We start from the raw sequence: 23,335 nt of genomic DNA on the forward strand, positions 1-23,335 counted from the left end.
GCTTTGAGCGGCAATATGCCGCTCTTAACTTCCAAGGAAGAAAGATGAAAAAAGCCATTATAATTGGCCTCGCTGTTACGGCATTTGTCGCTTTACTAATCTCAAAACAAGTCACAGGCAATAAAGATGCACCAGAAATGCATATTGCAGAAGTTGAACAAGGCAATATTGCCGATTCAATTTTAGCCTCTGGTAACCTAGTTTTTAACACCCAAGTGCAACTGCGCTCAGAAGTGACTGGCCGTGTAGCGAAAGTGTTTGTAGAAGAAGGCGAAAGTGTCACTGAAGGCGATATTCTTATGCGCTTAGATACGACCGCGTTTGAATCTGAAGTTGCCCGCAATAAAGCTGTGCTTCGTGCGACCGAAATCGATATTAAACATAGCGAAACCCGATTAAAAAATATTGAGCGCCAATTAAGCCGCCAAAAAGAGCTTTATGAAGTTGGCCTTGCTGGCCAAGAAGTGTATGAAAACCTACAAAATGCCCGCGATTTAGCAAAAATAGATATTGAAGCAAAACGTGAAGCTTACAACCAAGCCCAAGCATCACTATTGATTGCTGAAGACCGTTTAAATAAAAGCGTGTTTCGCGCTCCAATGAGTGGCCTACTTGCTTCGGTAAATATTAAAGAAGGTGAAACCGTTATTGCGGGAACAACCAACATTATTGGCTCAGACTTGATGCTAGTAGCTGACCCCAGCGCAATATTAGCCGAACTTCGAGTGGATGAAACCGATATTGCTGGTATCAAACTAGACCAACATGCAGATATCTATGCTGCCGCTTACCCAAATCAACCTTTTACTGGCAAAGTCATAAACATTGGCACATCAGCAAAAAATCAAGCTGGTTCACAAGGCTTATCATTTAAAGTCAAGGTACTGCTTGATGCCACTGACCGCCAGCTTTATGCCGGAATGAGCTGCCGCGCAGAAATCGCCACAAGCATTGCCGAAAACGGCTTAAAACTGCCTATTGAAGCTATTCAAAAAGAGGATGATAGCTACTTTGTTTGGAAGCTTAACGCTGATAACACAGTAACTAAAACAGCTGTTACGGTAGGTATTTCTTCAGATATCGAACAAGCGCTAACCAGCGGTGTTGCAAAAGGAGATCGTATTGTTATCGGCCCAGCTAGACCACTTAGCTCACTTAAAGAGGGTGATACGGTAGCCGTTAAAAACAGCCCTGAAAAAGGTGCTAGCTAATGTCTGTGGTGATCAAACTCAGTAATATCAATAAACAATACAAAATGGGCGAACAAGTTTTCAAAGCCCTTGATGATATTAATATTGAAATTGCTCAAAATGAGTATGTTGCCATTATTGGCCCTTCCGGCTCAGGTAAATCAACCCTGATGAACTTGCTTGGCTGCTTAGATACTCCCACCAGTGGTGACTACTATTTAAAAGATAAGCTCGTAAAGCGCATGACCGAAACGGAGCTTGCTCATCAGCGTAATAAAAGTGTTGGCTTTATTTTTCAAAGTTTCAATTTATTACCACGAGCATCCGCTCTTGAAAATGTTATGCAGCCTTTGGTGTATCGATTTATCTCGGCCAAAGAGCGAAAGCAGCAAGCGCTCGAATCATTACAACGGGTTGGTCTTGGCGATAAGGTAAATCACCTTTCGAGCCAGCTTTCTGGTGGCCAACGTCAACGTGTCGCTATTGCTCGCGCACTGGTTCCTAAACCCCACATTCTACTTGGTGATGAGCCTACCGGTAACCTAGATAGTAAAACCACCACTGAAATCATGGCGCTGTTTGATGAGCTTCATAACGAAGGGCACACCATTATTTTGGTTACTCACGAACAAGATATTGCTGATCACTGCCAACGTGTTATTCGTTTAGTTGATGGCAAAGTTGTTAGTGATACCCGCAAAGGCGAAGGAGCAAGACAACATGTTTAAATCTGCTATCGCTGTAATGGAAGGCACAAAAGCAGCACTGATGGCAATTAAAGCCAATGCAATGCGTAGTGCCCTTACCTGCTTGGGCATTATTATTGGTGTTGCTGCAGTTGTGACCGTGGTAGCAGTAATGCAAGGGTTTACCAAGCAAATTAATGATCAGCTTGCTGACATGTCTCCTGATGTCACCAATATAAAGCCTTACACTAGCGTAGAAAAAGAAATGGTAGGGCAACAAGCAAAGTTAACCTACAGCGACTTTTTAACTCTAAAAGCACGCGTGAAAGAAGCTGAAACCTTTACTGCACTGATGTTTACTTGGCGCTTTTCGGGTGCAGCAGAGTATGGCAATAAAAGCCATGCTTCACGGGTAATGGGCACAGAGCAAGACTACCAAAAAGCTTACCGCACCTACCCAGAACTCGGCCGATTTGTTCGCGCAGAAGATGATGCAAAACGCCGTAGAGTGGCGTTTATTGGCCCTTCAATTATCGAAAAGCTTAACCTGCCTGAAAACCCTGTAGGTGAATATATCAAACTCGGTGGTGAGTGGTTTCGCATTATTGGTGTTGCTGAAAAACAAGGTAGTTTATTAGGTTTTGACCAAGACGATTACATTAATATTCCGATAAGTACCATGAGTGCGCTAGAGGGCGGCAGTGTTGATACCAATGTACAAATGATGTTTCGTTTGAAAGACGATGCTAACGAAGCGCAAGTACTGGCTAAAATTCGCCGCATCTTACGTCAATTACATAAACTGAAAGACGGTGAAGATGACGACTTTGAATTTGAAACCGCCGAAAAAGCCCGTGCTAATATCGATAAATTTACCGGAAGTGCAACCGCAATTACCGCGGGGATCGTAGGTATCAGCCTGGTAGTTGGTGGTATCGGAGTGATGAATATCATGCTGGTTTCGGTAACAGAACGTACGCGTGTGATCGGCACTTTAAAAGCATTAGGGGCAACACCTGGTTTTATTATGCTGCAATTTTTAGTTGAAGCGGTGGTGCTATCACTGTTTGGTGGTTTAATTGGTTTAGCGATAGGCTACGGTGCTGCGGCACTAATTTCAGTTTTAGTGCCGAGCATGCCAGATGCCTACATACCGGGTTGGGCGATTATGCTGTCATTTGGCTTTACTTCATTGATTGGTATTGTGTTTGGCTTAGCGCCCGCTATTAAAGCGGCACGCTTAAACCCAATTGATGCACTGCGTTATGAATAACTAGTCTGGCTTATAAGGTACTTGAGCGCAGCTTATTTCAACTGTTTTCGGGTACCAAATAGGCCCAACTTGGTTTACTGCAGCTTCAGCTAAACCATTGGTGAACGACTTATAAGTGTGAACAGTTTGCCATTCGGAATCAGGGCACTCCTCTGATAAGTCTACAGGCTCTGAACCTTCGTAAAGCGCCGCGGCAAAGTTATGATGCCATTGCTCTGTTGCAGGCGCTTTATTGGCTTGTGCAGCACTGCCATTATCAAAGTAGATATTTGTGCAACCACTTAAGGTTGCCACTAACACAGTTGTTGCTAGTAGGCTTTTCATAATTGTTGCTCCTGTGCTTGTTGCTCACACCATACTTTTACTGTGTGAGGAGCATAAATTCCGAGTGTAACGAGTCCTAATGCGCCATCAGCGAATGTTTGTTGCGATTGCATTTGGGCAACTTTTTTATCTTGGCAAATAGCCTTTACATCAACGCGCTCTTCACCAACGAGGCCCCACAAAAAGAATGGGCGGCTATCTTGGTAATCAGCTTTAGTGGCTAATTTATTGGTTGTTTTTTCTGGCACTATGGTGACTGATGAACACGCTGTCACCGATAAGGCAAGCAGCATACAGGCCATTTGTTTCATGAGTAGTTCCTTTGTCTGAGTTGTTAAGCTCAGTAAGTATAAGAATATGAGTACTCATTTTGGGTAAGAAAGCGTATAGAAATTGTAGAAAATACTACAGTTTCTAACATTTAGCCTTTGAACTAAACTGAGGCTAACAACGACTAACTCTCAAGGAACGTAACTAAAGGTCATTATGACGGCATATCTGCGTATATTTTTATTACTTGTGTGTTTGAGTGTGCTGTCTTGGTATAGCTTTTCAAGCGATCCTAGCTCTGATGAGCAACAAGGTATAACCAAAACCGCTGTGAACCTTGCTAATTGCCAACAGCAGTTAGCACAAAGTCGTATGCAAACTTACGCTGAACATTATATTTTGCCCTATCAGTTCAAGTTATTGAGTTGGAATATCTACAAAGCACAAATAGATGGCTTACTCACAGATTTGCAAAACCTAAATGCCGGTGCTGATATTGTGTTACTACAAGAAGCTATCGAAGAACCTTCGCTTACAAAGCTCAAACCCTATTGGCGCTTTGCTAAAGGGTATAAGAGTGGCGGCGTGCAATCTGGAGTTATGACACTCAGCCGCTGGCCAGCTACTGTGCATTGTACACTCACCCATAAAGAGCCTTGGCTACGTAGCCCAAAAGCCACCAATATTGTGGAATATGCGCTGCCAGATCAACAGTTATTACTGAGTATTAACCTGCATGCCATTAACTTTACGATGGGTGTTAGTGACTTCAAACAACAGCTAGACGATGCCGCCGCTATTATGCGAACGCATAGAGGCCCTATTGTATTTGCCGGTGATCTCAATACCTGGAGTGATGAACGCCAAGCCTTATTACAGCAAACATTGACCCAGCTAGGTTTGCACGAAGCTATCTATTTAGATGATAAACGTACCAAAGCATTTGGGTTAGCACTTGACCAAGTATGGGTGCGTGGTGTCAAAATAAAGACAACCATAGTACCTGAGCTTGTAAGCTCAGATCATAATCCAATAATTGCAACCTTGACCATAGAGCAAAAAGTACAGTGAAAATAACAATGAAAGGATATTGGCTTATCGCGTTAATGTTATTGAGCATTAGCCAATTCAGTAATGCAGCGACCCCAGAACAAGAGATAAATCACCTCATTGATTTTGTCGCTAAGAGTGATGCCGTATTTATTCGCAACGGCACAGAGCACTCAAGCCAAGATGCTGCCGAACACCTAGCTATGAAGTATCGAAAAGCAACCCGCTATGCAAAAACTGCCGAAAAGTTTATCGAAAATCTGGCGAGCAAAAGCTCATGGAGCGGTAAGCCCTATAAAGTTAAACTCAGCAATGGTAACTTAATCAATGCAAAAGATTGGTTAAGCAATGAATTAAAAGAGTACCGTCGAAACCAACATATGCATAATTAAAATCATCAACACACAAGAAGCGAAAAGCCATGCAAGAACACAAAAATCAGCCACTTAATGACTTTATTGAGTACCCCCATGACGAGATGCTAAAACGCGCCGAAGAGTTTTTAGCCGTGAGTCAGCGTCGCCACAGTATTCGTAGCTTTAGCGACCGCCCAGTGCCAAGAGAAATAATCGAAACTTGTATTAAAGCGGCTGGCACTGCACCGAGCGGCGCCAATCATCAACCTTGGCACTTTGTAGCAATACACAGCAGCGATGTGAAAAAACAAATTCGAGAAGCAGCTGAAAAATTAGAGCGCTCATTTTATGAAGGTCGCGCGGGTGAAGAATGGTTAGATGCCTTAAAACCACTTGGCACCGATGCCAGTAAGCCCTATCTTGAGCATGCACCTTGGCTCATTGCCGTGTTTAGTCAAAAGAAAGGCGGTATTTCTGCCGATGACAAAAATACCAATTACTATGTTCATGAATCTGTTGGCCTAGCAACCGGCTTTTTAATTCAAGCACTACACAGAGCTGGCCTTGCAACCCTTACGCATACACCAAAGCCAATGAGCTTTTTAACCGAAATTTGTGGCCGCGATAAAGATAATGAGCGCCCTTACATGCTGCTAATTGCAGGCTACCCAAGTACAGATGCAACCATCCCTGAGCATGCCTTAGTGAAAAAGTCGCTGGACGAAATAGCGACCTTTATTTGATTGACATGTAACTAAAAAAACTTAACGTTTAAATATTGGGAACTAAATGTTAACAACGTTATATAACCAAGTATTAAATCAAAGCAAGGAGCTACGATGAAACGAATCTATTTTTATTCTTTATTTTTTACACTGGCAAGCACTTCTGTATGTGCTATGGAAAAAGATATTACTCTGCATTTGTGTGAAAGCTGTAGTTATAGCGAAGCAAAGTACTATGCAAATCAAGAATCACCACATATGCGTTGTAAGTCATCTAATCCCAATCAAGAAATGACTTTTGGAAATGAAGCTTGTTATACCGACGAAAAAAAAGTAATAATTGCTGATACAAAAAGCGATAACCATTTTGCTTTTCTAATTGGTTATCACAACCAAGGCTTACCAGCTTTTAATCTGGAAAAGTATATTCATAACGCCTCACCAACAAGTAATGACTTATCAGTTATAAACAAGGTCAAAATCACAGATAAAAATTTTTCCACTTTTATAGAAGAAGCTAAAGCGCAAATTAAACAACAACCTGTACGAAGCTCATCCGGCAACATGAATAGCTTTATGTCAATCAACGAAGCTAATACTGAAACATGCCCTTCATACATAAAAAGCGCAGTTAATGCAGCATATGGAGGAAGAACTGCTTCAGATTTACAAACAAAGCTAAATGAAAAAGCTCACAGCGATTTTAATAATCCTGAATCTTTTTTCTTAACCGATGAAATGGATTCACTTGGCTTTTCACTATTCGCTGCAGGATTTTCTTATCAAGGTAGCTGGAAAAAAGTATCGCGTACATTCAATTCTACAATTGATTTATCTAACAACTCTGATGTACCAGCAAGCACAGACTATAAAGTAGTATTTAATATAAAATGGATAAAAGAATTTAGAGGGTTAGATGTCGAATTAAATCCATTGTTTACTAAATTCGAAGGGTATACGCTCTCTCAACTAAGTAAACCAGGAGTGAAAAGCATTTCTACTTGCCTTGAAGAGGCACTAGATCAACACCTATCTCACTCACCTAAAACACCTATAGTAGACGGCGGTAGCGGCGGCGGTAGCACACCTATTTTTGGTGGAGGCTCTGGCGGCTGGGAGAATCAGTATTGTGAAAAACACTATTATGACACCCAAGGCGTAAAGACAGCTTCCATTAAAGTCCCATGCTAAATCAATACTTGGAAAATTAATAATCAACAGCCAGCACATCACCCGGGTTTAAACCTGAAACGATGTGCTGCTTACCATCGAGCATTTCGCCAAGGCGCACATAGCGGCGCACTATCTGATTATTTTCAAGTAAATAGACCATACTCAATTGGCCATATTGGTGCACCCAGCTTGAGTCAATCAACACCCCTTTTTCAGTGGCGAGCGGTAATTGTAATTGCGCATAAAGCCCTGGCATTAATCCAGTTTGCGCATCTGTTTCTAAACGGATCTCCATACTACGCGCAGCACTATCAGCAACCGGCACAATTTCTGTCACTGTGGCAGGCATTGACGTAGATAAAGCAGGTAGTTTAACCGTTAGAGTTTGACCAACATTCAACTTAATTGCTTGTTGTTCTCTGACATCAAATGCTAATTGCAATTGTTGTGGGTTATACAGTGCGAGTAATGGCGTGCCAGGAGTTGCGGTATCGCCAGGCTCTGCAAAACGCTCAACCACAACACCTGAAATCGGCGCTTTAATTTGCGTAAAACTCAGTGCAACTTGCGCTTGTGTTTGCTGCTGTTTAGCAATCGCTAGGTTCGCCGTTAAATTATCGAACCTTGCTTTTGCATCGTCGTATTCGCTAACAGATACCAAACCTTGCTTGTATAAATCGTTAATACGCTTTAGTTGTTTCTCTGCTTGAGTCAGCGATGCATTAATCGCATTTATTTGTGCTTCGCTTTGAGCCAGCCCTGCTTTAAAGTCATCTTGCTGCAAGGTAATTAGCACGTCACCTTGTTTTACAGTATCGCCAGCGCGTACATTTAAACGCTCAACTTGTGCCATTACACGAGAAGAGATTTGCGTATTTTGTTTTGCAATCACGGTGCCCGGTACAACTTCATCACGCGCAATATCTGCCAGTGTCACTGTCACTAACTGACCAGTGTAATCATTTGCTGATGGGTTTTTCATGCCTGCAGCTTGCTTATCAGAGAAACTGCCCGCCATGTAAAGTACCGCCACAATGATCACAGATAACGCGATGATTGAACCAGTAAGTTTCGATTTACCCTGCATGAGCTTGTTCCTCTTTGGCTGCATCCTTTGCAAACACGAAATAATAAACCAGTGGCACAACAAATAATGAGAACAATGTTGATGCCACAATACCAAAAATAATTGCAATCGCTAGACCGCTAAATACCGGATCTAGGGTGATCACCAAGTTACCTAATAAGGTGGTTCCCGCGGTGAGTAACACAGGGCGCATACGCACCGTACCTGCGGCAATCAAAGCCTGTTTAATTGCCATACCTTGGCCGCGAGCTTGATTAATAAACTCAACTAAAATAAGTGAGTTACGAACCACAATACCGGCAAGTGCAATCATGCCTATCATGGCTGTTGCGGTGAATAGCACCGGCTCTGGAGCACCAGCAATGCTGCGCTCTCCAAATTGATTTAATAGCCAAAAGCCCGGCATGATCCCTATTACGGTTAATGGAATAGCCGACATGATGATCAGTGACAAACTGGCAGAGTTTGTTTGAATGCGTAAGATAATGAAAATGGCAGTGAGCGCAAACGCAAAGGCAATCCCCATATCTCTGAATACATCAATAGTAATTCGCCATTCACCTTCACCACTAAAAGTCACGTCAGTGCCAGCAGGTAATTGCCAAGCTTGGCTACCGCCATTATTGAAAAAGTGCCTACTTTGCCAATCAGTTTGGCTAAATTCGTCAGCGCTAATGCCTAAGTCAGCATTGACGTCAGCAATAATTTCAGCGGGTGTACGCCCATTTAACTCAGCCATTACATACACAACATTACGCTGATCTTTACGCATAATTGGCTTGGCAACATCTTGATGCTGAAATTCACCTAACTCAGAGAGCGCCACCAGCGTACGCGGTGCACTTTGCAGCCCAAATTCATCACTGGTTTTTGCAAGCTCCCTATCACCACGAACTTGTAATGCCAGCAATTGAGCAAATTGGTTACGATCTTGATATGGCAGTTGTAACTTTATATCGACAGGGTCTGTTTCGCCGCTAACATATAACACCCCAACATTTTGCCCATGCGAAGCAATGGCTAAGGTCTGGGCAATATCTTGTGTAGACACCGCCGACAATGACGCTTTACTTTTATCGGTAATAAAACGCTGTAAGGGCGCATTGGCAGCAATACTGGTATCAACTTCAACCACATGCGGCTCTTGTTTTAACCTTGCAGCAACAGCAAGGGCTGCTTGATAGTGCGTGTCTGTATCAACAAATGGCTCACTGTAAACTTCAGCCACTAAGGTACTTAAAACCGGCGGACCCGGTGGCACTTCAACCACTTTAATTACAATGCCATCGGTTGCCAGTGGCGCTAATGCGGCACGCAAGCGCATGACCACGCCATGAGATTGATGATCACGCTCAGTTTTATCGAGCAGTAATACTCTGAGTTCAGCTAAATTAGCAGCTTCACGTCGATAATAACCACGCACCATACCATTAAAGTCCATGCTTGATGGCTGACCAACGTAGGCTGCCGCCTCGCTTACTTCATTTAATTGCCAAGTGATGGTTTGTACTTGTCGAGTGAAAGCGGCGGTTTGCTCAAGGCTTGTACCTTCAGGCATATCGATTAAAACTTGTAACTCGTTTTTATTATCAAACGGTAATAGCTTTAAAGGCACTGCACGCATTACGGGTAACATGGCACTGGCGACAAACAAAGCTAATGTGGTCCATAAAACGAGTTTGGCACGGCCTTTAGACTCAAGTAATGGTGATAATATGCGCTCATATAAACCATGCTGATTGGCATCGAGTTGTACGCTGTCACCGACTGGCGCTTTAAGTAGTTTCATTGCCAACCACGGCGTAACAAAAAATGCCACTATGGTCGAAACCATTACACTAATTGGCACATTGAATGCCATCGGTGCCATGTACGGCCCCATCATGCCAGTAATAAACGCAAGTGGGATAAACGCCACCATAATGGTTAATGTAGACATAAACAGCGCCACACGAATTTCGCTCATGGCATCAACTATGCGTTGTTTTTTATCGCCTTTGTGGGTTAAAAAACGACTTATGTTGTCTATCCCAGTAATTGGATCATCAACCAACAAACCTAAAGAAAGGATTAGTGCAAACAGTGTGACTCGGTTAATTGTATAGCCAAAGGCAAAATCAAGTGTCAGGGTGATGCCGTAGCAAATAGGCACTGCCAAACCAACCACAATCGCTGGTCGCCAACCTAAAAATACGCCAACAAAAATAACCACGGTAAATACCGCAAACACTAAGCTTGAGGTAAGGTTATTTACTTTCTCGTTCGCGGTTTGGCCATAATCACGCAGTACGGTGTAGCCCACTTCATCTGGCAATAGATTAGCCGATAAACTGTCCATCATGCTGTGCACTTCGTTGGCTACAGCGACCGCATTGGTGCCAGCTTGCTTAGCGACACTAATGGTGACTAAAGGAAGTTGTTGTTGGTTATCTGAATGAGCCAGCCATTGATAGCTTTGCGCTTCGCTTGGACCATCACTCACCTCGGCCACATCGCTTAGATAAACACTCTTACCGTTTACCACGTTGACAACAAGCCGTTCTATCGCAGATTGAGAGCGTAAAACATCACCCACTTGTAAGGCAATTTGCTGCTTACCCTCAACAACACTGCCCACATTCACTAATTGGTTAGATACGCTAAGCGCATAATACACATCGGTTAGGGTTGTTTGATGGGCAGCAAGAGCGCTTGCATCAAGGTTAATTGTTAATTGACGGATTCTACCAGCAATCACTTTCACTTCGCTGGTGTTTTCGATGCGCTGTAAACTGTTAGCGATTTCGTTGGCAAAACGAGTTAGTTGATAGTCATCGTAAAGTTTTGGATCTTTACTAAATAAGCCCAGCATTACTATTGGCACGTCGTTCACTTCAACCGGACGTATTTGCCATGAGCTGATCACTGACGCCATAGTGTGTTGATAGCTATAGAGTTTAGCGTAAGTGTCGAGAATAGCTTGCTCACGATCGTGACCGACTTCAAAACGAAGAGTGACAACAGCAGCATTACTTTGTGTAGTTGAGTAAATATGCTCAACACCCGTTAACTGCGCCAATAACTTCTCCAATGGCTCTGTTACCAGCCTGGCTACTTCTGGCGCTTCAACGTTTGGTGCTGCTACATATATATCAAGCATAGGAACCACAATTTGCGGTTCCTCTTCACGAGGGGTTTGCTTTAATGCCATTAAGCCAAGCAACACCGACATAATAAAAATTATAACAGGAAGGCGGCCGCTCAAGCTGTTTTTAACAGCATTATCGATAGCACTCACTGCTTAATTACCTTTGCAAAATAAGCCATATAGAGTTGCTAGGATCGATACTACATTTTCATCAACCACGCGATAATAGATAGTTTGGCTTTCGCGTCGAGTAGCAACTATCTGAGCTTTTCTCAGCGCCGCTAAGTGTTGCGATAATGCAGACTGCGCCAACGGCACAGCTTCGTTTAATTCGCTCACGCTCATTTCACCATCTTGCAGCGAACATAAGATCATCAAGCGATTTTTATTCGCCAATATCTTTAGCATTTGCTCTGCTTGCTCCACATTGTCGGCCATAGCCGCAAAATCGATGTTCATATTCACACTACTCTATATTCTTAAAATGCCGCTAAAGTATAGATTGATATATTAGAAAAGTCTAATATTAGAATTTACTAATATAGTGTTATCTAATATATTAAATACATCACCCTTTTACGAAAACTTGGTATGGAGGATTAGTATGCTGACACCAATTCCTGACTTAATGAAAATTGTTGCCCCAAACCAGCGCCGCATTAGCGCTGACCAAGCAAAACAAGAGCTAAGCGAAAACCATGGTTTATTAATTGACGTACGTGAGCCTGCTGAGCACGCAACTAAAGCAGCAACAGGTGCAATTAATATCCCACGCGGTGTACTTGAAATGAAATTAATGGAAATCGAAAAAGATCCTGCAAGACCCATTTACTTACACTGTGCAAGTAGTGCCCGCGCCACACTCAGTGCCGAAGCACTGACTCGTGTTGGCTACGAAAATGTCACTGTAATCACCTGTAATACAGAACAAATTTGTCAGGTGTTTTAACTTCATAGAACAGTAACACTGGTCGGATAAGCTCGTACTTTTCTACTTATAGGTACAGAGCAATGACTTTTACGCGCAGACGCTTTTTAAAAGCATCGGCGGCTGGTTTTGGAGCCGCCGTTTTATCTTTTGGTTTAACGGGCTGTAGTCTTAATGACGATGATGACGAAACTACAAAGCAAATCCCTGTCAACTTTGATCACGGTGTTGCCAGTGGCGACCCGCTCGCTGACAGTCTAATTATTTGGACTCGCATAACCCCTCTTGAAAACGTCACGAGTGTTAACGTAGTTTGGCAAGCCTCAACAGATGCTAACTTTACAACCATTAGCCATGATGGCGAAACACAGGTAAGCGATGCAACTGACTTCACCTTAAAAGTTGATCTGCAAGGTCTCGATGCCAACACCACCTATTACTACCGCTTCATAAGTAATGGTAAAACCTCACCCACTGGAGCAGGTAAAACACTTCCAACCGACAACATAGAACAAGTAAAATTTGCCGTTGTCTCTTGCGCTAACTATCCTGCAGGCTACTTCCATGTGTATGGTGAAATCGCAAAACAAACCGATTTAGATGCAGTACTGCACTTAGGTGACTACATCTATGAATACGGTAATACAGGTTATGCCACTGAAGATGCCGCCGAACTTGGCCGTTTATTACCTGATGACAATAGCGATGAAATCATTTCTTTAGCGGATTATCGCAAACGTTACGCCCATTATCGTAAAGACGATAACTTGCAAGCTGCCCATAGTCATTGTGCATTTATTACTGTTTGGGACGACCATGAAATAACTAATGATACATGGCATAGTGGCGCTGAAAATCACAACGACGGCGAAGGTGAATTTAGCGAGCGCAAAATGCATGCGCTACAAGCATACTTTGAATGGATGCCTATCCGTAATGTTGCCGATAAAGAACGTATTTATCGACGCTTTGAGTTTGGTAATTTAGTTTCATTACACATGCTCGATACCCGTGTTTTGGCGCGCGACGAGCAAGTTAATTATGCGGATTTCGACTTAACCAGCAGCCAAGGACAAACTGACTTTGTTGCAGCAATTAGCTCACCTACTCGTGCTCTATTAGGTAACGAGCAACTTACATGGCTGACTGATGGTTTAACGACAGCAACAACACAATGGCAAGTACTTGGGCAACAGGTGCTGATGACCAAAATGCATTTGCCACTCGAGATTTTACAGTTACTAATGAATATTCAAGTGACTCAAGCAAACGGTGCTGATCCCTCGGCATTACTTGCTCAAGCAAACACATTATTTAGTGAGCTTGCGCAAATTAAAGGGCGCGTATTAGCTGGCGATCCAACGGTTACTAGTGAACAGCGAGCACGTGTAGAAACAACAGCACCTTATAATCTTGATGCATGGGATGGCTATGCTTATGAGCGCGAGCAAATACTTGGGACTGCAATTGCAGCACAAAAGAATTTGGTCGTTTTGGCAGGTGATACGCATAACAGTTGGGCAGGACAATTAGTCACTGATGCAAGCAATCCTGTTTCTGCTAAAGCCGCAGCTGGTGTTGAATTTGCAGCATCTTCGGTTTCATCACCAGGTCTTGAGAACTACTTAGCGTTAAATACGCAATCGAGCGAAGCTGTCGCACAAATTGAGCAAGTCATTGCATTATTGGTTAACGACCTAGCTTACAATAACTTAGTTGAACGCGGCTACTTAACCGTCACCTTTACTCAACAACAAGCGCTTGCCCAGTGGCATTATGTAAGTAGCGTTAAAACAGCCGATTACACACTGCTTAGCGAGCGTCAAAAAGCGCTCAGCGTACAAGCTGGTAACCCTACTTTACAAATGGCTTAACGCTTTTCATCTAATAGCGTAACTAACATTTGCTCAATGTTTTTTACGCTATAAGTAAGTGAACGCAGCAGTTCTAACTGACTATCTTCAGGTTGATGCTCAGCTTTAATACTGCTGCTTTGAGTCATCTCATCTTTTTGTTTTAAGATTGCCTCGCGAAACGTCTCTGCATCAACCACTCCGAGCAATGATACTAATGCACCTTGCCCTGATTGACCTGCCGTTTCAAAGCTCAGTCGATAAAGACCAAATTGGCGCATTAAAGGGCCTTGGCTAAGTGCTACATCGGTTATTTTTTCAAGTGGGATCGATTTTTCTTCTTTAAAGAAGACACCGCGTTTTACCACTAACTTACGTGTTAACAACGTGGCTGACATCGCCGCTAAAATACGCCCTGCCACCAGCCAGATTATTAACGCAACTACGGGAATGAAAGGGATCCCTACCATACTAATCACACAGGTAAAAATACCCAGTAATAACCAATATTGTTTTACTTTTGGATCAAAGCTAGCACTCGTTAAACTGGTTTCTGTCATCATAGGCTCCTTGATAGAGAGTTATGACAATATACAAACTTTTCATTAAATACAAAAAAAGCCGAGCAAAAGCCCGGCTTAAGGGTACTGCAGGGAAAGCTATTCCACTGCTTCAACCGTCACTGTTAGTTTACTCAGATCAGGTCCTTGCACTGTAAAGCGGTAATCACCCGCTGTTGGGATACTCAAGGCGATATTGGCACCAACGGCTTCTAGTAAAGCCGCTTCGCCAAGCACAGCAACAGGGGCATCACCACTGCCGCCATAATCCACCGTATTCCAGTCTTCAGAAGCGACTTTGAACTCATAGTCACCAGCTTCTAAAGTCATGCTAGTACTGTACATCGCATCACCAGCATAAATCAGTGGGTTATCTGTGCTCCAATCATTTACACTACCACGTAAGTACACTTGAGTTTCGCCAAACATTTCTGCATTGAATACAGTCATAAGTGGTTCTTCAAGGTTACTGGCATCAAACATAAACTGATATTGACCATCGCTTGCAATATCCATTGTCATATTTGCGCCTTTTACTGCGAGTAGTTTTTCAGTACCCACTGTAACCGCTGCACTACTTTCACCTGAACCATAATCCACCGTGTTCCAATCTTCAGAGGCCACTTTAAACTCATAGCTACCCGCAGTTAATTGTTTAGTGAAGGTATAAACACCTTTACCTTGATACATTAACTCGTCACTGGTACCCCAATCGTTTAAGCTACCGCGTACATAAATTGGCGTACCAACAAATGGTTCTTCATTATAAACCTTAAGTACTGGGTTATCGGTGTCTGTGGCATCGAATGAGAACACATAAACAGCATCCATTGCCGCCGTAAAGGTCATATTGGCGCCACTGCGTGTTAGCAGCTCATCTTCGCCTTCGAGCACTTCAGCAACATCGGCAGAAAGCGCACCAAAATCAACGGTAGACCAATCTTCAGAAGCCACTTTAAACTCATAGCTGCCTGCTGTTAGAGGAATCGCAATTTTGTACTCGCCATCACCCACATATTCAAAGCTATTTGCCGTACCCCAGTCATTTAACGTGCCACGAACATAAACCTCTGTGCTACCAAATGGCACAATATCTGGCGCACCCACAGTCGCATCGGCACTTAGGCCTTCGCCTTGAGCATCAGCTTGTGGTTTCACAAACACAGCAACAGTATATGGCGGAACATTAAAGGTACCTTCGCCCTCACCAGCCATAAAGCTTGCTGCTGACATACTTGAGTCAACACTCGCTTTTAAAACAGGATGAAGCTCAAAACCCGCAGCCGTTGATACCGTATGCGATAAGCTTTGCTCCGTACCGTTCATCACCACAACAATGGCATCGTATTGGCTATCTAGGTCAGTCAACCCAACACCATCATCAATACTCATCACCACTAAACCTTGTTGTTGACGCTTACCAATATTGTGGAAGCCAACGCGGTCTAGAATGTCTTGCTCTGTGGTTAAACTAAATAATGGGCTGGCACTACGAATTGCTAAGAACTCGGTAAATACATTACTTGCGTACTCAATGTCGCTTGCCATCGCTTGCGCATTCGTATTTGCAGAAATAGGTGCAATTTCGCCCCACTTCGCTTGGTTATCTTGCGCAGGTGGCAGGCCTACATTCCAGTTATTGGTATCCATACTGAAATCAACAAAGTTGAACCAATCACCAGAATCATAACTGTTACGATCCATTGATTTAGAACGCAGCATATCAGCACCCATTTGCATAAATGGAATACCTTGGCTCATCAGCGGCATAGCTAAAGCCATATTGTGAACACGCACACGCTCTTCAATACTTAAGTTAGTGCCATGTTTATATTGCAGCTGATCCCATAGAGTTTCATTATCATGCTTAGAGACATAGTTAATGCTGTCAGCCGGGTCAAGAGCGTAAGCCGCTGGCTGACCACTCCAGCTAAAGCTGCTGCCTTTTGCTGAATTACCTTTAAAGTCTTTAAGAATGTAGTTTTGTAAGTTACCTGCCAGTGATAAACGCAACGTATCTTGCTCAGATAAATTGCCATCTGTGGCATTATTACTAAAGAACGCACCACCACGAATTGCTTCACGGATACGGTCATTAAAGGTGCCTACTTCAGTGCCAGCCATATCCATTTGTTTAGCTTGCACAAATAAACGGTTATCAGCGACTTCACCAAAGTTCCACCCTTCACCGTAGAAGTAGGTATCTGGGTCAACTGCTTGTACTGCACTAAGCGCGGTCATAATTGATGCTTTTGGCATATGCCCCATCACATCAAAGCGGAAGCTATCGTAACCAAAGTCACGGGCTAAAATCACCATAGAGTCAGCAACAAACTTATCCATCATGACATGTTCTGTTGCTGTATTTTCACAACAGGTTGAACGCTCGATATCGCCGGATGTTTCGTTATATCTGTGGTAGTAACCTGGTACCAGTTTATCGAACACTGATTTATCCCAAACACCTGATGAGGTCGTGTGGTTATAAACAACATCAAGGACGACACGTAAACCAATTTCTTGTAAAGACTGGATCATCGCACGCGTTTCTTTGACTCGTGCAATACCTTCAGGCGATGAAGCGTAAGAGCCTTCAGGCGCAATAAAATGATGCGGATCATAACCCCAGTTAAAGCTATCAACACCACGCATTGCATTAGCAAGTGCTTGAGCATCATCAGAGCCAGGTAGGTATGACGCCATTAAATCAACTATCAATGAACTCTTATCTTCGGTTTTACATGCATCGGCATCATCGTCAATGCGGCTACATAAATCACCTAAGGTTGCAGTGATATCAACACGCTGACTGGCATCTTCATCTATGGTGCCAATATCTGTCAGTGGCAGTAAATGGAAATGAGTTAAACCATTATCTGCTAGCTTTTTAAGATGTTGCATTGGTGCGCTATCAAGCTCAGTAAACGCTAGATACTTACCACGGTTTGCTTCACTGACGGTTTCATCCCGTACACTAAAATCACGCACATGACCTTCGTAAATGACCGCTTGCTCAGGGTAATCAACCGTTGGCACCATACGCTCATCCCAGCCGGTTGGTTTAGTATCTTCATCATCAAGGTTGATCAGTTGGCTATATAGACCATTGGTTGAAACGTTTAATGAATAAGGATCTGTGCTCCATAAGCTTTCAATTTGCTTAGTCGTAGGATGATAAACATCAAACATAAAGCGGTAGTAATGGCGATCGTGACTGATATCGATATTGCTAGACCAAATACCCGTTGCGCTATCAAAGGTCATCACAAGTTGTTCAAGCTCTGTTTTATCAGCATCATACAGCACTAATTTCATATTGCTTGCCGTTGGAGCCCATACCGACACATCAATGCCATTATTGGCGTAATGCACACCTAGTTGTGCTTCATTAGCATCACTTTCGCCACTGGTGTATAAGTCATCTAGGGCTTTAGCGGTTTGCACATAAGTGGCTTCTGTTAGCTTGCCATCAGCATCATAGCCCGCCACAACTAATTGTTGTTTAATAAGCTCTTTTGCAGCGGCTGCATCCCAGTTACCTTGGTACGCATTCCATCCGGCAAGGTGTGGTACTTTAGCGATTTGTTCATCGCTTAAAGATGTCGATATAAGCTCAACCACTTGACCATTTAACTCACCAGTATCTTCATCGACAGCTAAATCTGCACTGTTTGATGAGTGTAATTTAATGATGCTTGTCAGCTCATTACTTGGCTGGTAAATCACAGTAGATAAATCAATCCAATGCGCTGAAGCACCAGAAATACTCACCGGGCGCTCACCTAAGCTTATAATTGGATATTCAAATACTGATGGTTCACCATGAATGGTAAAGTTCATACGTTGGAACTTTTCATCGTCCTGCATCAATGGCATTTTTAAATCAACATCACCAAACGCTTTGCCGGACCCTTCGGTTCCAATATGCACGATGAAGTTAGCACACTCGTTGTAACCTTCTTTTAATTTTACAATCCAGTACGCGCCATAGTTAGGATCAATACCATCGTATTCATGACCATTGGCCCAATCAGTAGCATCAAACGGCGCTGCGTACGCATCACAGTCATCATTATTCCATGAGTGTAATCGATAACCTTCATAGGCATCATCACTGGTGCGGTTATAGAATAAGATGGCTTCGTCATCTGCAGGGAAAACCACAGGATCAGGCAAAGTGGGATCAGCGCCTACCACGCAGCTTTCATTATTCTCATCGGGTACCGTTGGTGCCGGACAACTAATCGGTGGTGGATCTACACACTCAGTCCCCGCTTCATTGGGAACTTGCGGGACACTACAGGTCAATAAAACTTGCCCAGAATCTATATCGTTACTAGCGCCACCACCACATGCAGTTAGCAATACCATGCTACATGCAATCAGTAAGCGGCTAAAATTAGCTATTATTTTCATATTATTATCTCCAGCTTACTGATCAATGGTTATAGGTAAAACCTAGATAAAACTGACGACCAAAGAATTGCGTGGTGCCTGTTTTACTGGTTGTTCCAAAGTAGCTTTGTGTTGGTTCATCGGTTAAGTTATTCACTTGTAATAACATGCCGAATGAATCTGTGAACTGATACGACGTTTGGAAATCGATAACCGTTTCCGCATCAAAGTTCACCACTTGCTCATTGACAGCAACTTGCTCTGAAACGAAATCATCGCGATAACGCACATTCAAACGTGTTTCAAAGTTTTCATAGCTGTAAAAAAGTGTGCCGTTAAAGACATTGTTTGACAGGCCAGGCAAATCTTGCGACACAGAATCACCACCTAAGTCGGTGATAGACTGCACTTCGCTCTCGGTATATGAGTAACTGGCATTAATGCCTAGGCCTTCAAACGGCGAGGGTAAGAAAGAGAAAACTTGCGTATAGGCAAGCTCAATACCACGAATATAACCCCCTTTGGCATTATTAACCGCAGTTTCATACACACCATTAGTAGTTTCGATTTGCTCACCGCTGACAGGGTCAACAATGTATTCTGGTACGTTAAAACCATTACCCTTAAAGTCAAAGTTCTCTATGGCTACCGTGTCTATGAATGAGTCGATATTCTTATAAAACGCAGCAACAACCAGCGCACCATCGGTGTCTTCAAAGTATTGCTCGTACGAGATATCGTACTGATCCGCATAAAAAGGTTTTAAGAATGGATTATTAGTACTTGAACCGTTAATTTCGCCGTCATTGTTAACCGATGCACTGGCATCGCCTGCTAAACGGTTAATCGGAGCACGCGCCATCACTTTTGCCGCAGCAAAACGAATTTGTGTCGCGTCACTCACTTTAAAGTTTAGGTTTAATGAAGGCAGGTAGTCTGTGTATTTTATGCCTAACACGCTTGGTGCATAAAGGTCGTTAACAATGCCATTGTCATCAACAATATACTGCGCACCGAGTTGTGGGTCACCACCGACGTTTTCAAGCACCGTCGCGGACTGATCGGTATCTACTCGGCGAATACCAATATTACCTGTAATTGGCAGCTTGCCAATTTCAGTATCAATGTTAAGCATCAGATAGGCTGACACTACTTCTTCATACACTGAACCACTTTGCAACATGGTCCATGAATAGTTAGTGGTATAGTCTTGTGCATCTGGCTCACCATCACCATCTAAATCAACAACACCATCAGCATTACCCCAGGTTTGTACTGGTTGCGGAATACCATTTGGGAACCATGCGTTAAGTGCTTTATCTAAATCTATCGCTAGATATGATGGGAAATAACTAAACTCACCTTGCCAATTGACGACTGTAGCCATGTCATCGGTAAGGCGAAGCGGTGGTTGAGTCGAAGAAAATGCACCGTCGTTACCGTATTCAAATACAGAGCGATTATTGCTGTACTCACGGTCTGAATAACGAGCGCCAAATTCAATGGAGCTAAACCAGTTATTCTCTAACTCATACTTAAAATCGAGTCGAAATGCTTTTACTTCATCTTCATTTTCATACGGGTAAATACCGTATTTACTGACCATAACTCGGTCAATATCGCTAAATGCGTCGGCTTGGTTAAAACCTACATCAGGCAAGTTTAAGCCGTTCAATTGATAGTTAAGCGATACATTGGTATCGAATACTGGGTTCTCAACGGTGGCATCTTCCGAAACCAATGCCCAAAGTAAACCATTACGGAAATTACTCTTAGCACGTGATAGCGACACGTCAGCATTGACGTTTAAACGCTCAGTAACTTGCCAATCGGCATTAATGCCGTAGCTGTCTACTTCATCGAAATCTTGGTTATCATCATTAACGATTTCAACACGGGTAAAGCTATTTGATGTACGGTTAATTGCACCACCAATCACCGCATTACCGTCAAGCACTGGGTTAGCATACACCGCAGACGGACCACCAAACTTAACTCGGAAACCACGGGCAAATGACTCGCTATCAAAACGCGATAAGAACGCATCACCCTTTAATTTAAAGTTATCGGCTGGCACCCATTCAATTGAGGTTAAATAACCATTACGGGTTTCTTCACCACCTAAGTGCTGAAGCTCAAATCCCTCGCTGATGTATTCATTGGCAGGATTACCTGCAGGGCCATCGGTATCATTTGCCAGTCCATCAACATCTTTGTTTCCGTTATATGCTAAACCAATAAACTGAGTCGCCACACTTGGTTGGAATAAGCGCGCGTAACCCACTGCGACACCTAGCGTATCGTCAAGAAACTTACCTTGGTAAGAAAAGCTAATACGGTCGCCGTACTCGGTTGCATCAAAGACCTCTGAAGCACGGTCGTTATACATACCACGCACATTCGCAGTAAATTTGTGTTGCTGGTCATTATCCAAAGGGCTTGCTGTTTGTAGCTCGACTGTACCCGCGACGCCCCCTTCAATAAGCGATGCCTTAGGCGACTTGTAGACCGCCGCTGAACTGATTAACTCAGAGGGGTATTGGTCAAACTCAATACTGCGACTACCACTAGTAGATACTTGCTCACGACCATTTAATGTCGAAAAAACAAATCCACCAGATAAACCGCGGATGTTGATTTCGGCAGCTTGGCCTCCGGTACGTACCGCCGAGATCCCCGGTAGACGTGTTAATGCATCAGCCATAGACACATCAGGTAATGCCCCTAAGTCATCAGCTGATAGTTGCTCAGAGACTGTGTCGCTAAAGCGTTTTTGATTTAATGATTGAATTAAGCTGCGACTAAAGCCGCGCACTTCGATTACTTCAAGCTCAGGATCGATTTCCTTTGCTGATGTGCGTTCTTCTTCCGTCGCCGCTATTGCACTATTTGCTGCCACTAAAGCCAGCATAAGTGCACTTAGCTTGAATTTCCCCATTGGATTTCCACCCTGTTGTCGTTGGAGGTGTTGTATTTGTGGTTATTGTTGTTGTCAAAAAACAACCAATAAAGTGTAACCAAAAGGTAAATATTGTGTGATGAATACGTATGCAATAGGAGCTTGCTGGGGAGAGTAGCGATCACAACCCTTTTTTATTAGTGATGTAATCGCAATATAGAGGGATTTATAAAGTAATAACGACGCGAACAGCTAGAGCAATAAAAATTATCCCTAGCAATTTTTCGAGCCATGGATTTGTCTTGGTGAAACCAAAACGCTTTTTTGATATGTCGGTTAACAGTGCAACAACTAGATACCAGCCCGTATCAAGCACAAATACCGTTAAACACATAATTAAACCAACTTGCAAAGTCAGCTTTTCAGGATCAATAAATTGCGAAAACAGTGCTAAAAAGAACACCGCAAGTTTTGGGTTTAAAAAGGCAATAGCAAAGCCATCTTGCAGTGCGCTACGAGGACTCGGCTTAGTCTGCTCAACATTCAATGTTTGCGAGCTAGGTTTAGCTAACAAAATACGAATACCCAAATATGCGAGATAGGCTGCACCGCCATAGACCAGCACTTGATAAAGCGTTGGCAACTGAGTCATCAGCGCACCTAAGCCAAGTAACGAGGCACACGCATAAAAGCCAACCCCAATACCATGGCTCAACGCCGCTAACATGCCGTTCTTCATACCGCCATGTAAGCTGTGTTTTAAAACCACAGCTAAACTCGGCCCCGGCGACATTGCCCCCATCACGCAAATTAAAACTAAACTCAACCACTCAGTTAGTGTCATTATTCGTTATTCTCAATTAGTAATAAAACGGATGTTATCTGACCATAAACCCCTGTTGCTGTAGTGATGGTTTTCACTTGCCAACCTGCTTGTCCTAATTCGAACACTCGTTGATTTAATGCATCAATATCGATGCCGCCAAAAAAGCGTTTCTTTTTAAACTCTACAACTTTTTGCATGTTAGTCCGTCAGTTGGTATTCAAAGTCATAATGATGAATACCCGATTCAATTCGAATTGCCATTTTACCAGAAATACCTTCAAGTTCACCTGCGCCTGAGTCTGGTACCACTTCTAAAATCAATCGGTCAGCCCCTTTATCCATGGTGCCAAAATGTTGCAGCACAAAACTGCCTTGCTTACCTTCTAAGCTACCAACAACTTGCTCTATCGCTACATAACCTGCACTGCCCTGAGTTGCAGTCATGGCACTGAGCATTTCGCCTTGGCTTGTTGCTTCTAATGGACCTGAAAACTGTTTATCAATCGACATGCGTCCCAAATTTACGCCATCTTGCCCTGTGGCATAGCCGCCAATTGGGTTTAACTTTACGGTGAATTGACCACTGATCGTTGTAGATTCCATACTAATCCCT

20 protein-coding genes are annotated in these 23,335 nt (G+C 43.2%); 9 read left to right on the plus strand and 11 right to left on the minus strand.

Annotation, left to right across the window (positions count from 1 at the left end; all coding sequences use genetic code 11):
• Positions 1 to 44: 44 nt before the first annotated feature.
• From NO991_RS17270 to NO991_RS17280, 3 genes are read left to right on the plus strand one after another with little or no spacing between them, the layout of a single operon-like run.
• Positions 45 to 1,211 (plus strand): efflux RND transporter periplasmic adaptor subunit, encoded by a 1,167-nt coding sequence (locus tag NO991_RS17270; RefSeq protein ID WP_054554397.1) that lies wholly within the window; start codon positions 45 to 47, stop codon positions 1,209 to 1,211.
• Positions 1,211 to 1,918 (plus strand): ABC transporter ATP-binding protein, encoded by a 708-nt coding sequence (locus NO991_RS17275; RefSeq protein ID WP_166341087.1) that lies wholly within the window; start codon positions 1,211 to 1,213, stop codon positions 1,916 to 1,918. Before NO991_RS17270 ends, NO991_RS17275 begins: the two co-directional genes overlap by 1 nt.
• Positions 1,911 to 3,149 (plus strand): ABC transporter permease, encoded by a 1,239-nt coding sequence (locus NO991_RS17280; RefSeq protein WP_166341089.1) that lies wholly within the window; start codon positions 1,911 to 1,913, stop codon positions 3,147 to 3,149. The genes NO991_RS17275 and NO991_RS17280 overlap by 8 nt, the downstream gene beginning before the upstream one ends.
• On the opposite strand, the gene NO991_RS17285 is transcribed toward NO991_RS17280, so the two are convergent.
• Both NO991_RS17285 and NO991_RS17290 read right to left on the minus strand, forming a co-directional pair.
• Positions 3,150 to 3,473, minus strand: coding sequence for a Bor/Iss family lipoprotein (locus NO991_RS17285; protein ID WP_054554400.1), 324 nt, complete (start codon positions 3,471 to 3,473; stop codon positions 3,150 to 3,152).
• Positions 3,470 to 3,784 carry a Bor family protein gene (locus NO991_RS17290; protein WP_054554401.1) on the minus strand — a complete coding sequence of 105 codons (315 nt, stop codon included), beginning with the start codon at positions 3,782 to 3,784 and terminating at the stop codon, positions 3,470 to 3,472. The genes NO991_RS17285 and NO991_RS17290 overlap by 4 nt, the downstream gene beginning before the upstream one ends.
• Before the next feature lie 175 nt (positions 3,785 to 3,959).
• Here NO991_RS17290 and NO991_RS17295 point away from each other — a divergent pair, with 175 nt between their 5' ends.
• From NO991_RS17295 to NO991_RS17310, 4 genes are all read left to right on the plus strand, one after another.
• Positions 3,960 to 4,814 carry an endonuclease/exonuclease/phosphatase family protein gene (locus NO991_RS17295; RefSeq protein WP_166341091.1) on the plus strand — a complete coding sequence of 285 codons (855 nt, stop codon included), beginning with the start codon at positions 3,960 to 3,962 and terminating at the stop codon, positions 4,812 to 4,814.
• An 8-nt stretch (positions 4,815 to 4,822) separates the two neighbouring features.
• Complete coding sequence (locus NO991_RS17300; protein WP_166341093.1) at positions 4,823 to 5,185, plus strand: DUF5329 domain-containing protein; 363 nt, start codon at positions 4,823 to 4,825, stop codon at positions 5,183 to 5,185.
• Between the two features lie 29 nt (positions 5,186 to 5,214).
• Positions 5,215 to 5,892, plus strand: coding sequence for a nitroreductase family protein (locus tag NO991_RS17305; RefSeq protein WP_166341095.1), 678 nt, complete (start codon positions 5,215 to 5,217; stop codon positions 5,890 to 5,892).
• A 96-nt stretch (positions 5,893 to 5,988) separates the two neighbouring features.
• Positions 5,989 to 7,065 carry a hypothetical protein gene (locus NO991_RS17310; protein ID WP_166341097.1) on the plus strand — a complete coding sequence of 359 codons (1,077 nt, stop codon included), beginning with the start codon at positions 5,989 to 5,991 and terminating at the stop codon, positions 7,063 to 7,065.
• Between the two features lie 16 nt (positions 7,066 to 7,081).
• Here the strand turns inward: NO991_RS17310 and NO991_RS17315 are convergent, their stop codons facing one another.
• From NO991_RS17315 to NO991_RS17325, 3 genes are read right to left on the minus strand one after another with little or no spacing between them, the layout of a single operon-like run.
• Positions 7,082 to 8,134: an efflux RND transporter periplasmic adaptor subunit gene (locus tag NO991_RS17315; RefSeq protein ID WP_166341099.1), complete on the minus strand. Its 1,053-nt coding sequence runs from the start codon at positions 8,132 to 8,134 to the stop codon at positions 7,082 to 7,084.
• The gene (locus NO991_RS17320) at positions 8,124 to 11,411 is read right to left on the minus strand and encodes an efflux RND transporter permease subunit (protein ID WP_371352230.1); all 3,288 of its coding nucleotides are present in this window, start codon (positions 11,409 to 11,411) and stop codon (positions 8,124 to 8,126) included. The genes NO991_RS17315 and NO991_RS17320 overlap by 11 nt, the downstream gene beginning before the upstream one ends.
• A gap of 3 nt (positions 11,412 to 11,414) precedes the next feature.
• A complete protein-coding gene (locus NO991_RS17325) occupies positions 11,415 to 11,720 on the minus strand; it encodes a metalloregulator ArsR/SmtB family transcription factor (protein WP_054554407.1) in 306 nt (101 codons plus the stop codon).
• A 145-nt stretch (positions 11,721 to 11,865) separates the two neighbouring features.
• Here NO991_RS17325 and NO991_RS17330 point away from each other — a divergent pair, with 145 nt between their 5' ends.
• Entirely contained in the window at positions 11,866 to 12,210 is a 345-nt protein-coding gene (locus tag NO991_RS17330) for a rhodanese-like domain-containing protein (protein ID WP_054554408.1), read from the plus strand.
• Positions 12,211 to 12,272: 62 nt separating this feature from the next.
• The gene (locus NO991_RS17335) at positions 12,273 to 14,063 is read left to right on the plus strand and encodes an alkaline phosphatase (protein WP_166341103.1); all 1,791 of its coding nucleotides are present in this window, start codon (positions 12,273 to 12,275) and stop codon (positions 14,061 to 14,063) included.
• On the opposite strand, the gene NO991_RS17340 is transcribed toward NO991_RS17335, so the two are convergent.
• The 6 genes from NO991_RS17340 to NO991_RS17365 form a co-directional block, all read right to left on the minus strand.
• Complete coding sequence (locus tag NO991_RS17340) at positions 14,060 to 14,602, minus strand: PH domain-containing protein (RefSeq protein ID WP_166341349.1); 543 nt, start codon at positions 14,600 to 14,602, stop codon at positions 14,060 to 14,062. The two genes, NO991_RS17335 and NO991_RS17340, sit on opposite strands and share 4 nt — an antisense overlap.
• A gap of 99 nt (positions 14,603 to 14,701) precedes the next feature.
• Positions 14,702 to 19,018 carry an alpha-1,6-glucosidase domain-containing protein gene (locus tag NO991_RS17345; protein WP_166341105.1) on the minus strand — a complete coding sequence of 1,439 codons (4,317 nt, stop codon included), beginning with the start codon at positions 19,016 to 19,018 and terminating at the stop codon, positions 14,702 to 14,704.
• Between the two features lie 22 nt (positions 19,019 to 19,040).
• On the minus strand, positions 19,041 to 21,935 hold the full coding sequence (locus NO991_RS17350; protein ID WP_371352231.1) for a TonB-dependent receptor: 2,895 nt from the start codon (positions 21,933 to 21,935) through the stop codon (positions 19,041 to 19,043).
• Between the two features lie 187 nt (positions 21,936 to 22,122).
• Positions 22,123 to 22,740 (minus strand): LysE family translocator, encoded by a 618-nt coding sequence (locus NO991_RS17355; RefSeq protein WP_054554413.1) that lies wholly within the window; start codon positions 22,738 to 22,740, stop codon positions 22,123 to 22,125.
• Positions 22,740 to 22,919: a DUF4177 domain-containing protein gene (locus NO991_RS17360; RefSeq protein WP_054554414.1), complete on the minus strand. Its 180-nt coding sequence runs from the start codon at positions 22,917 to 22,919 to the stop codon at positions 22,740 to 22,742. Before NO991_RS17360 ends, NO991_RS17355 begins: the two co-directional genes overlap by 1 nt.
• 1 nt (position 22,920) lies before the next feature.
• Positions 22,921 to 23,325, minus strand: a complete 405-nt coding sequence (locus tag NO991_RS17365; protein WP_054554415.1) for a DUF3224 domain-containing protein — start codon at positions 23,323 to 23,325, stop codon at positions 22,921 to 22,923.
• Between the last annotated feature and the right edge of the window lie 10 nt (positions 23,326 to 23,335).

This window comes from Pseudoalteromonas sp. DY56-GL22 (assembly GCF_041414715.1).
GTDB lineage: Bacteria > Pseudomonadota > Gammaproteobacteria > Enterobacterales > Alteromonadaceae > Pseudoalteromonas > Pseudoalteromonas simplex.